The organism is uncultured Mediterranea sp., assembly GCF_902493215.1.
GTDB lineage: Bacteria > Bacteroidota > Bacteroidia > Bacteroidales > Bacteroidaceae > Bacteroides.
Genome location: NZ_CABUOL010000025.1, coordinates 1 through 13,240 on the forward strand (window position 1 = coordinate 1; position 13,240 = coordinate 13,240).

The following is a 13,240-nucleotide window of genomic DNA, read 5'->3' on the forward strand; positions in this document are numbered from 1 at the left end:
CGAGCCTCTTGTCGGATTCGAACCAACGACCCCGAGATTACAAATCACGTGCTCTGGCCAACTGAGCTAAAGAGGCAATTTTGCAGCCGTTCCGCCACACCGTGCTCGAAACGGCTGCAAATTTAGGCATTTATTTCTTTCCTGCAAAATTTTTGCAGACTTTTTATTTACTACGTAATTTTTCCTTGTACTTAACCAGCTGTTTTTCCAAAGCTTCCAGACACAAATCTACCGCTTCTTCAAACGTATCACAAACCTTGTTCGCATACAATTCGCCATTGGGGACCAAAACTTTCACCCCGGCTTCCTTGTTTTCGGCTGTTTCTGGTTTAACTACCTTTAATGACACCTCTACTTTCTTTATATCATCATAAAATCGCTCCAACTTCGCAGCTTTCTTCTGAATAAAAGCCTGCAATTGCTCTGATGCGTCAAAGTGAATTGATTGAATTCTAATTTCCATACTTACCTCCTTTTCTTTAGGCCCGAGGATGAGCCTGGTTATACACTTTTTTAAGTTCTTCGAAAGTTGTGTGCGTATAAATCTCGGTCGTAGCCAAACTTTCGTGCCCCAACAGTTCCTTGATTGCTCCCAACTCTGCCTCATGATTCAGCATGTTTGTCGCAAAAGTGTGTCTCAGCACATGCGGACTCCGTTTTTTCGCAACCACCACTTTCGCAAGGTTTCGTTTCACAATGTTATCAACTATGCCGCGATAGAGACGTTCACCCGTCTTGCGAACGAAAAATGCATCGGATTTAACATCCACACATTCATTTCGCACATTGACATATTCCTGCATCTCGTTTCGCAGTTCGTCACCAAAAGGGATCAGACGTTGTTTGTTACGTTTTCCAGTCACTTTGATGACAGACGCCGCAAAATCCACATCTCCGTTATCCAACCCGATCAGTTCCGAAAGTCGCATGCCCGTAGCATAAAACATTCCGATAATCAGGTGGTCACGACACCCCTCAAACCCATCTCCGAAATAAATATCGTCCAACAACCGATCCATATCCCTTTCCTTCAAGAACACAGGCAGAGGCTTTTTGTTCTTGGGTCCCATCACTTTCCGCAACGGATCCACCTTCACCTCACCCTTCTTCAGAAGGAATTTATAATAAGAACGGAGCGAACTCAGCTTCCGGTTTATGGAGGTCGACGTATACTTCCGGTCCATCAACGAGACGACCCATTCACGAACCAGTTCCGCCTTCACTTCCTGAGGAGACCGAACGCAGGATTCTTCTTCAGCATAACTCTGGAACTGACGTATATCTTCGCCGTAGGCCTTCAGGGTCTCGTCCGAATAATTCCGCTCGTAACGGAGGTAGTCCAAAAAAGAATCAGTCAACCACATATCGCTACATAACTAAATGTGCAACGAATGTATGAAAAGAATTCAATAATTCAAAGGATTTTACGAATTATTAATCTTCTACTTGCTGAAGTTTCTGCACGTAAACGGCACGTTCTTTCTTAAGTCTTTTGATTACAGACGGTTTGTCAAACTGCTGTCTGCTTCTCAATTCCTTTACGATACCGGTTTTTTCAAATTTGCGCTTGAATTTCTTCAGTGCTTTCTCAATGTTTTCGCCTTCTTTTACAGGTACTACAATCATTGTTTTAATGAATTAAAAGTTAATATATAAAATCTCACGATTAAATTCGAGCCGCAAAAGTACACATATTTTCTTTATTCACAAAAAACTTTCTGCAAAATCTTAACTTACAGAGAGATATTCGGATACACTTATCCGGCTTTTTCCATGTCCGGAATGCCAAAAACACAATGGAAAGTTTGTTCAATCGGGAGGCTTTTCGTACTTTTGATACGCGTTTCTCTATCCGACAGAGAAATGCGTCTCACATTATTATATAATACAACAACTATGAATACCATCATTCAAGAACGCATCCGGGCCTTGCGCGCCTGGATGAAGCAGGCCGGTGTAGAGGCTTTCATTATCCCCAGCACCGACCCGCACCTGAGCGAATATGTGGCGCCCCACTGGCAGAGCCGCGAATGGATTTCGGGCTTCACGGGTTCGGCAGGCACCGTCGTCGTGACTCCTGAGAAAGCTGGTTTGTGGACCGACTCCCGCTACTTCCTCCAGGCAGCCCGCCAACTGGAGGGTACCGGCATCGACCTGTACAAGGAAATGCTGCCCGAAACGCCCTCCATCCCCGCCTTCCTCTCTGCCGAACTGAAGGAAGGCCAGACTGCCGGCATCGACGGCACCGTCTTCTCCACCGAAGCGGCCCGCAACCTGAAAGAAGAGCTGGCTGCCGCCCATATCGCTGTGAAGAGTCTGCCCGACCCCATGAACGACATCTGGACCGACCGTCCACCTCTGCCGCAGGCACCCGCCTTCATCCATGAGACAAAATATGCCGGACGCACCTGCGCACAGAAGCTGGAAACCATCCGTACCGAGATGCGCCGGGCCGGAACGCAATGCCTGCTACTCTCCGCCCTCGACGAGATAGCCTGGGTACTGAACCTGCGCGGCAGCGACGTGCACTGCAACCCCGTAGTCGTCAGCTACCTGCTGATTGGCGAGCAGGAAGCCTGCTACTTCATCGAACCGCAGAAGCTGACGTCCTCCGTCCGCGCCTACCTCGAAGAGAACGGCGTCGCCTGCCTGCCCTACGCCGACATCCTCACCCACTTGCAGGATTTGCTAGTAGGCAGCCTGATGCTGGAGCCGGGCAAGACCAACTATGCCGTCCGCTCGGCCATACCACAGCAGTGCCGCGTCATCGAAGCCGCCTCGCCGGTTGCTCTGCTGAAAGCAGTGCGCAACGAGCAGGAGATAGCCGGGCTGCGACAAGCCATGCAGCGCGACGGCGTGGCGCTGGTCAAGTTCCTGAAGTGGCTGGAAGAGGCTGTACCTCAAGGCCATGAGACGGAAATCAGCATCGACCGGAAACTGCACGAACTGCGTGCCGCCCAACCGCTCTACATGGGCGAAAGCTTCGACACCATCGCCGGATACGGCGCCCACGCAGCCATCGTCCACTACGAGGCCACGCCCGAAACAGATATTCCGCTGGAGCCCCACGGCTTCCTGCTGCTCGACTCGGGTGCGCAATACCTGGACGGAACCACGGACATCACCCGTACCATTGCCCTGGGCCCGCTGACCGAGGAAGAGAAGACCGACTACACCCTGATACTGAAGGGCCACATCGACCTGGCCATGGCTGTCTTCCCCGAAGGCACGCGCGGCGCACAGCTCGACGTACTGGCCCGCATGCCCATCTGGCAGCACCGCATGAACTTCCTGCACGGCACGGGGCACGGCGTGGGCCATTTCCTCAACGTGCACGAAGGCCCGCAGAGCATCCGCATGAACGAGAACCCCGTCAGCCTGCGTCCGGGTATGCTCACCAGCAACGAGCCGGGTGTCTACAAGGCCGGCAGTCACGGCATCCGCACGGAGAACCTCGTGCTAACCGTCCCTGCGGGTGAAGGCCTGTTCGGCCGCTACCTGAAGTTCGAGACCGTCACCCTCTGCCCCATCTGCACCCGCGGCATCATCCGCGACCTGCTGACTCCGGCAGAAATCGACTGGCTGAACCAGTACCACCGCAAGGTATACGAACAACTCTCGCCCAGCCTCGACGAAGACGAACGGCTATGGCTGGAGAAGGCTTGCAAGAGGATTTAAACAGAGCGGTGAGCAGTTAACGGTGAGCAGTTAGTAAGCATCGTTAACCACTCACCGCTAACCACTAACCGCTAACCGCTAAAAAAAATGGCATTAATCAAATCAGTAAGAGGCTTTACGCCCGAAATAGGAGAAAACTGCTTCCTGGCCGACAACGCCACCCTCGTGGGCGACGTGAAGATGGGCCGCGACTGCAGCGTATGGTTCAACGCCGTGTTGCGCGGCGACGTCAACTCCATCCGCATCGGCAACGGTGTGAACATACAGGACGGCAGCGTGCTGCACACGCTCTACGAGAAATCGACCATCGAGATAGGCGACCACGTGTCCATCGGCCACAACGTCACCATCCACGGCGCCACCGTGAAGGACTATGCCCTCATCGGCATGGGCGCCACGCTGCTGGATCACGCCGTGGTGGGCGAAGGCGCCATCGTGGCCGCCGGTTCGCTGGTGCTGAGTAACACGGTCATCGAGCCGGGCAGCATCTGGGGCGGCGTACCCGCCAAGTTCATCAAGAAGGTGGACCCCGAACAGGCCAAGGAGCTGAACCAGAAGATAGCGCACAACTACCTGATGTACGCCGGCTGGTACAAGGAATGACACACCGTACGGCATAACAGGCTGACGCCGTGCTTCGTCACCACTTGACGGAGCACGGCGTTACTGTATCACGAAGCACTTCCTCACGACCTCATGCAGTGCTTCGTCAGGAGGTGTGGAAGCACGGCGTCGGAAGGGAGCACCAACGGCAAGCGACAGATTGCTCTAATCATCTTTTTAAAACAGATAAATCACTCCCACCGACAGCGTGGCCGGAATGGAAAAACCCACCTGCTTGACAGCAGACGCCTTTTTTCCCATCTTTGTATATTGGAACAAAGAAGTCCGTCCCATCAGCTGTACACGGTCCGAAAGGTTAATCAAGATACCCGGATTCAACGCCACGCCCCAACCGTTTACAGCCGTTGCGGTGTCACCCGAACGCTCACGCTGGTAAAAGGCCGTAGCGTCGACAAAGAAATCCACACAGCGCACATGAGCAAAGGTTGTACGGATATAAGGTGAAAGATTGTAAGTCGCAACATCATCGCCTTCACCTATGACGGTATACGACACACCGCCGGAAACACCTACCGAAAAAAGGTTGTTAATGCGATAACCCATTTCCGGCATCACCATATAGGTCGAATTGGTATGTGACTCCCGGTTCTGCTTCGTAGTAACCGCAGAAAAGCCTATCGAACCTCCTGCATAGAATTGAGCTTTGGCCGCCATCGCGAAGACAGCCAATACACACATGATAACTAACTTTTTCATACTCTATTGACATTAATGAATTAATAAAATAAAAGATTCGTTTTTCTCTCATTCAAACGATGCAAAGTTAGTCACAATTCCAAAGGCACAGTTAAAACAGACAGTCACAATTCAAATTTGTAAATACCTGATTTATAATCATATACAAAATCAGACAGTCACACTTTCAATGATTCATTCCTCCATTCGCTCCCGAATGCGTGTTTTCCGCTGGTTGATGGTATGCGTATCCCCATATCCGAAGCAGATGGCAATGCTTTGGGAATCGAACGAAGCGAACTGCAAACAGAGCAACAGCAGGTCGTCTTCGGACAGACGGGGATAGTGCGCCCTCCACTCCTTGACCTGAGAAGAATAAAGGTCGAGCACCGTTTCCTTCAGCTTCTGACGGCCAGCCGCATCCAGCACTTTCTGCTCCTTATTTCCCCCTACCCACTGTTTGCGCAACGCTTGTACTTTCTTATAGATGGCGGTCTGAGAAAAGAGCCAATTCTGCAAGGTCTCCTGTTCCTTCTTCAGACCGGCAATCACGGCTTCCCTCTCCCGTACTTCCAGCTCACCTCTCTGCACTTCTTCTTCCAGTTGCCGATGTTCCTTCCGCAGCAGTTCTATGATGACCGTATTATCTTCAATGGTCGTCTGTAAAGCATTGATTTTCTCTCTAGTATAAGTTAAATGGGCTTCATATATCCGTTGTTTCCGTTTTCTCTTACTCAAACGATAGTGGAACAGCACTACAATCCCCACCAGACACAAAAGGAAGCCTGTAACCATCCGCTCCCGAAGACGCTGCGACCTCATCTGCTCTTCCCGTACTTTCATCTGAATACCATGCTTGTAAATCAACTGCTCAATCTCCGTAGACTGCTCGGAAAAGATCAAGCTGTCGGCATACGCTATGTATTGCAGCAAATAGGCATTGGCTATACGGTAATTTCCCTTAGCTGCTTCCAAATCCGCCAAATCTTGAAGACACAGAAATCTCCCATCAAACGTTGAATCAGCCCAACTTTCAGCCAAATAAAACAAAGCAGAGTCACCCATTTCCTGTTCTTTGGCAAACAAAGAACCTAAATTATAATAGCAGTTACCTTTAGATTCATCATTCGGAATTTGACGAAGCGCCCATCTTATATAATACAAAGCAGAATCACGCCTATCATTATCCTTATAATTAAGGCCCATCGACAGTAAATTTGTCGCGATAATTAAAGAATCATTGGAAGCAAAAGCATGGTACAAAGCTCTCTTCTGCACAAGAAATGTAGAATCCACCCCACCCTTTACAGCATAACAAGATGCAATGTCATCCAGCGCGATCGCCTTGTCCAGCTCCGTCTCACAACATTCATAAAGCTGCCGGTATACAGGAAGCGAAGCATCATAGTTACCGGAATAGAAATAAAGATTGCCCAGGGAACTGAGTATGTGCCGCCTCGTTTCCTGCTCTTCGGGGAAGCGGGTGGCGATGGACAGCGCTTCCTGCAGCAGGCGGGCGGCCTCTTCGTGCCAGCCCATCTCCTCGACCAGCCGTCCCTTGTAGAGCAAGGCAACGGCCCGTTCGGGGGTGGGGTCGTCGTAGTATTTCAGCGCAATGTCCAGCAGGGAGTCGCAGGGAAGCAACGGCCGGAAGCATTTGTTGGTGGCCCGGGCCAGCAGCAAGGCATAGCGGGCGGCCTCCTGACGGTCCATCCGCTCGGTACGCAACGGCTGCAGCAGCGTCAGGGCACTGTCGGGCAACTGACCAAGCAGGGAATCAGCCCGGACCAGCAGGGCTTCACGCCCGGCATCCGGACGAGAACAGGCGACCATCCCCATCAGCGACAGGCAGAACAAAAACACAAGCCGGAACCGTGATTTCATAGCCCTCATCCCCTACGAGCATTTACCTCAGAAGTTAATCATCTCCAGAATCTTGTCCGTGGCGCCGGCCTGGCCGGTGACATAGTCGCCCGCACGGCGGCCGGTCGTTTCGAGGAATGCACGGTCGGAGAAGAGGCGGTCGAGCAGACGGTTCAGTTCGTCGCCGTTCTGGATGGAGAAGGCGCCCTGCGCCTCGATGAGCTGCACGGCCTCCTGAAACTTCTGATATTTGGGCCCAAAGATGACGGGGATGCCATAGACGGCCGCCTCGAGGGTGTTGTGGATGCCGACGCCGAAGCCGCCGCCGATGTAGGCCACCTCGCCGTAGCGGTAAATGGAAGAAAGCAGACCGAAGCAGTCGATAATAAGGCAGTCGGCCTTACGGACGTTCTGTTCGTCGGCACGGGTGTAGCGCACGTAGGGACGCTTCAGCTTGCGCACGATTTCCACCAGGTGGCTCTCGTCGATGACGTGGGGCGCAATGATGAGCTTCATCTCGGGATGGCGGTTGAAGTAGTCGATGAACAGGTCTTCGTCGGGCTGCCACGAGCTACCGGCCACGAAAGTCAGCGCCCCGCCCTTGAAAGCCTCAACCAGCGGCAGGTCCTTGGCCTCACGACGGATCTGGAGCACACGGTCGAAGCGCGTGTCGCCCACCACCGTGACGCGGTTGATGCCTATCTTGGCCAGGTAGCGCTTGGAGCGGTCGTTCTGCACAAAGAGATAGTCGAAGTTGCGCAGCACGTTGCGGTAGGGTCCTCCGTACCACTTGAAGAAAATCTGCCCGCGACGGAAGATGGAAGAAACGCTGTACACGGGAATGTGACGGCGGTGGAGTTCGTCGAGGTAGTTCTTCCAGAACTCATATTTGATGAAGAAGGCCATGCAGGGATTCACGATGTCGAGGAACTTCCTGACATTGCGCGGCTTGTCGAAGGGCAGGTAGCACACCACGTCGGCCCCACGGTAGTTCTTGCGTACCTCGTAGCCCGACGGCGAGAAGAAGGTGAGCAGGATGCCGTAGCGGGGATACTTGGCACGAATGCGCTCGATCAACGGTCGCCCCTGCTCGAATTCGCCCAACGAAGCGGCGTGAAACCAGATGTAGGGCACGTCCTTCTGCAGCTGCTGCCGCAGAAGTTCGTACACTACCCAATGGCCTTTCATCATCTTGCGGGGCTTGCGGCTGAAAGGCGCGGCCAGATGGACCGCGATGTCGTAAAGCCCTATTCCCAAGTCGTATAACAGCATATCCTCCGAAGATTATGAGTTATTTCCGTTTCATTTCAGTACCTCCACGGCACGCTGGATGCGGCGGATGGTCTCTTCCTTGCCCAGCAGTTCGGTGATGTCGAACATGTGCGGGCCCTTGCACTCGCCCACAACAGCCAGACGGAAGGCGTTCATCACGTTGCCCATGTGGTAGCCCTTCTCCGTGATCCAGCCGATGACGATGTCTTCGGACGGCTTCGAGCTGAAGTCAGCGATGCCGCGCAGCACTTCCACCAGTTCGCCCATGATGCGGGGCGTGTCTTCGGACCAGCGCTTCTTCACGTCCTTCTCGGCATAGGCCTCGGGAGCCACAAAGAAGAAACGGGCCTGATCCCAGAGTTCCTTCACAAAATTGACGCGGCCCTTGACGAGCGACACGACGCGGGTCAGGAACTCGTCGCTGTATTGTGCCACGTCTACGCCATTGGCAGCCAATACAGGTTTGAACAGCCCGGCGATTTCGGCATCGGGCTTCTGGAGGATGTATTCGTGGTTGAACCAGATTCCTTTCTTATAGTCGAACTTGGCACCGGCCTTGCTGCAGTGGCTCAGGTCGAAGAGTTTCACCAGCTCGTCCATCGACATCAGTTCCTGGTCGTTGCCGGGGTTCCATCCCAGCAGGGCAAGGAAGTTGATGACGGCCTCGGGCAAGTAACCAGCCTCGCGGTAACCCGAAGACACTTCGCCGGTCTTGGGGTCGTGCCATTCCAGGGGGAAGACGGGGAAACCCAGACGATCGCCGTCGCGCTTGCTCAGCTTGCCGTTGCCTTCGGGCTTCAGCAGCAGGGGCAGGTGGGCAAACTGGGGCATGGTGTCTTCCCAGCCGAAGGCGCGGTAGAGCAGCACATGCAGCGGAGCCGAAGGCAGCCACTCCTCGCCACGGATTACGTGGGATACCTCCATCAGGTGGTCGTCCACGATGTTGGCCAGGTGGTAGGTAGGCAGTTCGTCGGCCGACTTGTAGAGCACCTTGTCGTCGAGGATGGAAGAGTTGATGACCACTTCGCCGCGGATGAGGTCGTGCACATGCACGTCTTCGTTCGGTTCGATCTTGAAGCGCACCACGTACTGCTTGCCCTCGGCAATCAGCGCATCCACTTCTTCCTTGGGAAGGGTCAGTGAGTTGCGCATCTGCAGGCGGGTGGAAGCATCGTACTGGAAGTTGGCCACTTCCTTACGTTTGGCCTCGAGTTCCTCGGGCGTGTCGAAGGCGATGTAGGCCTTGCCGGCGTCGAGCAGCACCTTGACATACTTCTTGTAGATGTCGCGGCGTTCGGACTGACGGTAAGGACCGTGTTCGCCGCCGAAGCTGACACCCTCGTCGAAGGGGATGCCGAGCCACTTGAACGACTCCAGGATATATTCTTCAGCACCGGGTACGAAACGGTTGCTGTCGGTGTCTTCGATACGGAAAATGAGGTCGCCTCCATGCTGGCGTGCAAAGAGGTAATTATACAACGCGGTACGCACACCGCCAATGTGCAATGCTCCCGTCGGACTCGGAGCAAAACGGACTCTGACTCTTCTTTCTGTCATAATCTACCTTACTTTATGAATATTTTAGACGGCAAAATTAAGCCTTTTTTTCCACATGATTGTTTTTTTTTGTACTTTTCGCAAAAATTTCAAGCGATATGAACAAATTCAACGAGAAAAGACCCGTCAACTATAGAGATTTGCTATACAAAGCACTCATTTTCATCGCTACTGTCACAGTCATGGTTTACTTCATGCCGCGCGACGGGAAGTTCAACTATCAGTTTGACATCGACAAACCGTGGAAATACGGTCAGCTCATCGCCACCTTCGACTTTCCCATCTACAAGACGGACGAAGTGGTGAAGCGGGAGCAGGACAGCATCCTGGCCCGTTTCCAGCCCTACTACCAGCAGCAGAAGGAAGTGGCGGACAATGCGGTGAAGCGGTTGAAGGAAGGCTATCAGAACCAGTCGTACCAGAAACATCTGAACGCCTCCTACCTGCAATACATCGAGAAACGGCTGAAGGAAGTCTACCAGGCCGGCATACTGACCTCCGAAGACATGGAGCGCCTCCACCGGGACAGCACCCAGAGCATCATGATGGTGAGCGACAAACTGGCCAGCCAGCAGCCCACCGACCGGCTGTTCACCGTCAAGTCGGCCTACCACTACATCCTTACGGCCGACACCCTGCACTACCCGCCCCACCTGCTCCGTCAATATGCCCTGAACGAATACCTCTCGGCCAACCTGGCATACGACAGCGTCCGCACCGAGACTGCCCGCAAGGAAATGCTGGAGAACTATTCGTGGGCCAGCGGCATCGTGCTGAGCGGGCAGAAGATCATCGACCGCGGCGAAATTGTCAGTCCCGAGACCTACAACATCCTCGAAAGCCTGCGCAAGGAGTCCATCAAGCGCAGCGACACGGCAGGACAGAAGCGCCTGATGCTGTTCGGGCAGATACTCTACGTCAGCCTCTTCATGCTGTGCTTCATGCTCTATCTCGACCTCTTCCGCAAGGATTACTACAACCGCAAGGGCAGCCTGTCCCTGCTGTTCTCGCTGGTGGTGTTCTACTGCGTGGTGACCGCCATCATGATGGCCAACAACCTGTTCAACGTCTACATCCTGCCCTACGCCATGCTGCCGGTCATCATCCGCGTGTTCCTCGACTCGCGCACAGCTTTCCTGACGCACGTCGTCACCATTCTGGTGTGCTCCATCTGCCTGCGCTACCCGCATGAGTTCATCCTGCTCCAGATAGCTGCCGGCATGGTGGCCATCTACAGCCTCCGCGAGCTGTCGCAACGCTCGCAGCTGTTCAAGACGGCCGTGCTGGTCATCCTGACGTATGCCGCCCTCTACTTCGCCTTCGAAATGATTACGGAAAACGACCTGTCGAAACTGAACGGCCGGATGTACATCTACTTCATCATCAACGGTATCTTCCTGCTCTTCACCTATCCGCTGCTGTTTGTGCTGGAGAAGACCTTCGGCTTCACGTCGAACGTGACGCTGGTCGAGTTGTCCAACATCAACACCCCGCTGCTGCGCCGCATGTCCGAGACCGTGCCGGGCACCTTCCAGCACTCCATGCAGGTGGCCAACCTGGCAGCCGAGGCAGCCAACCGCATCGGAGCCAAGAGCCAGCTGGTGCGTACCGGTGCCCTCTACCACGACATCGGCAAGATGGAGAATCCCGTATTCTTCACCGAGAACCAGCGAGGAGGCATCAATCCGCACAAGAACCTGAGCTACGAACAGAGCGCGCAGGTAGTCATCAGCCACGTCACCGGCGGCATGAAACTGGCCGAGAAGAATAACCTGCCCAAGGTCATCAAGGACTTCATCACTACCCACCACGGTAAAGGAAAAACCAAATATTTCTACATCTCGTGGAAGAACGAGCACCCCGGCCAGGAACCCGACGAAGCTCTGTTCACCTACCCCGGCCCGAATCCCTTCACCAAGGAACAGGCCGTGCTGATGATGGCCGACTCGGTGGAAGCCGCTTCGCGCAGCCTGCCCCAGTATGACGAAGAAAGCATCAGCAACCTGGTGGAGAAGATTATCGACTCGCAGGTGGCCGAGGGCTACTTCAAGGAGTGCCCCATCACCTTCAAGGATATCGCCACCGTGAAGGAAGTGTTCAAGGAGAAGCTGAAGACCATCTACCACACACGCATCAGCTATCCCGAACTGAAAAAGCAAGACGATAAAAAGTGAAACCTAACCCGATAGAGCCATGAAACCTACTGCCAAAGAAGAACAGCGCGCCCTGCGCTTCCTGCAACGCAACCAGCTGACGCCGGAACAGATTGCCGGATTCAGCTTCATGCAGCGTCACACGCCCGAACCCGACCGCCACAGCCCTGCCAACGTTTACGGCCCCGGTATCCTGACCCTGCGGCTGAAGTCGGGCGAAGAGAAAATACGGATTGTACACCTGCGCAACCATCCCACAGCACTGATACGCACCCTGGTGAGCCGCGGCATCGCCTTCGACAACCATCCGGCTGCCACGGAAGGAAGCACAAGGCCGACAGGCACCACCGTCTATCGCCGCATGTCGCTCTACATGTTCTGGTACTTCGTGCTGTTCGTTCTTTGCCTCAGCCTGGCTTTCTACACGCTGGACGTCGAACGCTGGACCGGAATCGCCCTTCCCATCCTGTTCTTCAGTGCGAGCCTTTACAGCATCTACCTGTTGCAGGTACGCTTCTGCTACCTCCGCCTGGAAGCCGACCGCCTGACCGTGGTCAGCGCCGGACGCGAAATCCACTATGCCTACAACGACCTGTTGAAGGTGAACTTCGACTTTGCACGCGAGCCGAACGCCACACACGTCATGGAAGTATTGGACAAGACCTATCGTTACCGCCTGTACTACATCGGCCGCGTGCCCCGCACGCAGCTCAACGAGATTGCCGAACGGCTCCGTCAGGCAGGCATCGACGCCACATGCAGCCTCAACGACGAGAAGCGGCACTATCATGACGTGTATCATGGGTAATGAATGGAGAATTGAGAATTGAAAATTATTAGTAAGAGGGGGAACCTTCCATTATCCATTATCCATTCTCAATTATCCATTATCAATTCCTCAAGCAGTCCTGCACAAGCATCCTCCAGCAGGTCGAGCACGTATTCGAACCCTTCGGCGCCGCCGTAATAGGGGTCGGGCACGTGGTCAGCATGGGTGAAGCGGGTGCAATAGTCGGTCATGCGGCGGATTTTCCGCTCGGCCTCAACCGAGGGAGCACGTTCTTTCAAGTCCTCGATATTGCGGTCGTCCATGCCGATGATGAGGTCGAAGTCCTCGAAATCGCTGGTGCGGACGGGGCGCGAACGGTGTACAAGGTCGTAACCGCGGCGGGCGGCATGGGCACGCATCCGCGGGTCGGGCAGTTCGCCCTGATGGTAACTCAGGATACCGGCGGAGTCTATCACAAATTCATCGGTCCTTCCGGCCTCCTCCACCAGATGCTTCATCACGCCCTCGGCCGAAGAAGAACGGCAGATGTTACCGAGGCAGACGAACAGGATGCGATGTTTTTTCGGGGTTTTCAGGTCTTTACTTTCCATACAGTTGCGTTTAATTGTCAAATAAAATCATTTTCAGT

At 54.0% G+C, this 13,240-nt stretch carries 12 protein-coding genes and 1 tRNA gene; 4 read left to right on the forward strand and 9 right to left on the reverse strand.

What is annotated here, in order from left to right; genetic code table 11:
* Window positions 1-2 precede the first annotated feature (2 nt).
* From RDO88_RS12070 to rpsU, 4 genes are all read right to left on the reverse strand, one after another.
* Window positions 3-76, reverse strand: a tRNA-Thr gene (locus RDO88_RS12070).
* 87 nt (window positions 77-163) lie between these two features.
* Complete coding sequence (gene hpf, locus RDO88_RS12075) at window positions 164-463, reverse strand: ribosome hibernation-promoting factor, HPF/YfiA family (protein ID WP_307759613.1); 300 nt, start codon at window positions 461-463, stop codon at window positions 164-166.
* Window positions 464-479: 16 nt separating this feature from the next.
* Window positions 480-1,364 carry a tyrosine recombinase XerC gene (gene xerC / locus RDO88_RS12080; RefSeq protein ID WP_307759614.1) on the reverse strand — a complete coding sequence of 295 codons (885 nt, stop codon included), beginning with the start codon at window positions 1,362-1,364 and terminating at the stop codon, window positions 480-482.
* 70 nt (window positions 1,365-1,434) lie between these two features.
* A complete protein-coding gene (rpsU, locus tag RDO88_RS12085) occupies window positions 1,435-1,626 on the reverse strand; it encodes a 30S ribosomal protein S21 (RefSeq protein WP_021848668.1) in 192 nt (63 codons plus the stop codon).
* Between the two features lie 270 nt (window positions 1,627-1,896).
* Between rpsU and RDO88_RS12090 the strand changes: the two genes are divergently transcribed.
* Together RDO88_RS12090 and RDO88_RS12095 are read left to right on the forward strand one after the other, a co-directional pair.
* The gene (locus RDO88_RS12090; protein WP_307759615.1) at window positions 1,897-3,678 is read left to right on the forward strand and encodes an aminopeptidase P family N-terminal domain-containing protein; all 1,782 of its coding nucleotides are present in this window, start codon (window positions 1,897-1,899) and stop codon (window positions 3,676-3,678) included.
* Window positions 3,679-3,765: 87 nt separating this feature from the next.
* Complete coding sequence (locus tag RDO88_RS12095; RefSeq protein ID WP_022020001.1) at window positions 3,766-4,281, forward strand: gamma carbonic anhydrase family protein; 516 nt, start codon at window positions 3,766-3,768, stop codon at window positions 4,279-4,281.
* A gap of 177 nt (window positions 4,282-4,458) precedes the next feature.
* Here RDO88_RS12095 and RDO88_RS12100 read toward each other — a convergent pair whose 3' ends face one another.
* The 4 genes from RDO88_RS12100 to gltX form a co-directional block, all read right to left on the reverse strand.
* A complete protein-coding gene (locus RDO88_RS12100; protein ID WP_307759616.1) occupies window positions 4,459-4,998 on the reverse strand; it encodes an outer membrane beta-barrel protein in 540 nt (179 codons plus the stop codon).
* 174 nt (window positions 4,999-5,172) lie between these two features.
* Window positions 5,173-6,861, reverse strand: a complete 1,689-nt coding sequence (locus tag RDO88_RS12105; protein ID WP_307759617.1) for a tetratricopeptide repeat protein — start codon at window positions 6,859-6,861, stop codon at window positions 5,173-5,175.
* Window positions 6,862-6,888: 27 nt separating this feature from the next.
* A complete protein-coding gene (locus tag RDO88_RS12110; protein WP_307759645.1) occupies window positions 6,889-8,109 on the reverse strand; it encodes a glycosyltransferase N-terminal domain-containing protein in 1,221 nt (406 codons plus the stop codon).
* A 33-nt stretch (window positions 8,110-8,142) separates the two neighbouring features.
* Window positions 8,143-9,669 (reverse strand): glutamate--tRNA ligase, encoded by a 1,527-nt coding sequence (gltX, locus tag RDO88_RS12115; protein WP_307759618.1) that lies wholly within the window; start codon window positions 9,667-9,669, stop codon window positions 8,143-8,145.
* A gap of 98 nt (window positions 9,670-9,767) precedes the next feature.
* Between gltX and RDO88_RS12120 the strand changes: the two genes are divergently transcribed.
* On the forward strand, window positions 9,768-11,843 hold the full coding sequence (locus RDO88_RS12120; protein WP_307759619.1) for an HDIG domain-containing metalloprotein: 2,076 nt from the start codon (window positions 9,768-9,770) through the stop codon (window positions 11,841-11,843).
* Window positions 11,844-11,862: 19 nt separating this feature from the next.
* Window positions 11,863-12,630, forward strand: a complete 768-nt coding sequence (locus tag RDO88_RS12125; protein WP_307759620.1) for a hypothetical protein — start codon at window positions 11,863-11,865, stop codon at window positions 12,628-12,630.
* Window positions 12,631-12,698: 68 nt separating this feature from the next.
* Here RDO88_RS12125 and RDO88_RS12130 read toward each other — a convergent pair whose 3' ends face one another.
* Window positions 12,699-13,202: a low molecular weight protein-tyrosine-phosphatase gene (locus RDO88_RS12130; protein ID WP_307759621.1), complete on the reverse strand. Its 504-nt coding sequence runs from the start codon at window positions 13,200-13,202 to the stop codon at window positions 12,699-12,701.
* Window positions 13,203-13,240 lie beyond the last annotated feature (38 nt).

Bases quoted from the DNA above. Each gene is read 5' to 3' on its own strand.
- hpf (WP_307759613.1), bottom strand. From the start codon at position 463: ATGGAAATTAGAATTCAATCAATTCACTTTGACGCATCAGAGCAATTG.
- xerC (WP_307759614.1), bottom strand. From the start codon at position 1,364: ATGTGGTTGACTGATTCTTTTTTGGACTACCTCCGTTACGAGCGGAAT.
- rpsU (WP_021848668.1), bottom strand. From the start codon at position 1,626: ATGATTGTAGTACCTGTAAAAGAAGGCGAAAACATTGAGAAAGCACTG.
- RDO88_RS12090 (WP_307759615.1), top strand. From the start codon at position 1,897: ATGAATACCATCATTCAAGAACGCATCCGGGCCTTGCGCGCCTGGATG.
- RDO88_RS12095 (WP_022020001.1), top strand. From the start codon at position 3,766: ATGGCATTAATCAAATCAGTAAGAGGCTTTACGCCCGAAATAGGAGAA.
- RDO88_RS12100 (WP_307759616.1), bottom strand. From the start codon at position 4,998: ATGAAAAAGTTAGTTATCATGTGTGTATTGGCTGTCTTCGCGATGGCG.
- RDO88_RS12105 (WP_307759617.1), bottom strand. From the start codon at position 6,861: ATGAAATCACGGTTCCGGCTTGTGTTTTTGTTCTGCCTGTCGCTGATG.
- gltX (WP_307759618.1), bottom strand. From the start codon at position 9,669: ATGACAGAAAGAAGAGTCAGAGTCCGTTTTGCTCCGAGTCCGACGGGA.
- RDO88_RS12120 (WP_307759619.1), top strand. From the start codon at position 9,768: ATGAACAAATTCAACGAGAAAAGACCCGTCAACTATAGAGATTTGCTA.
- RDO88_RS12125 (WP_307759620.1), top strand. From the start codon at position 11,863: ATGAAACCTACTGCCAAAGAAGAACAGCGCGCCCTGCGCTTCCTGCAA.
- RDO88_RS12130 (WP_307759621.1), bottom strand. From the start codon at position 13,202: ATGGAAAGTAAAGACCTGAAAACCCCGAAAAAACATCGCATCCTGTTC.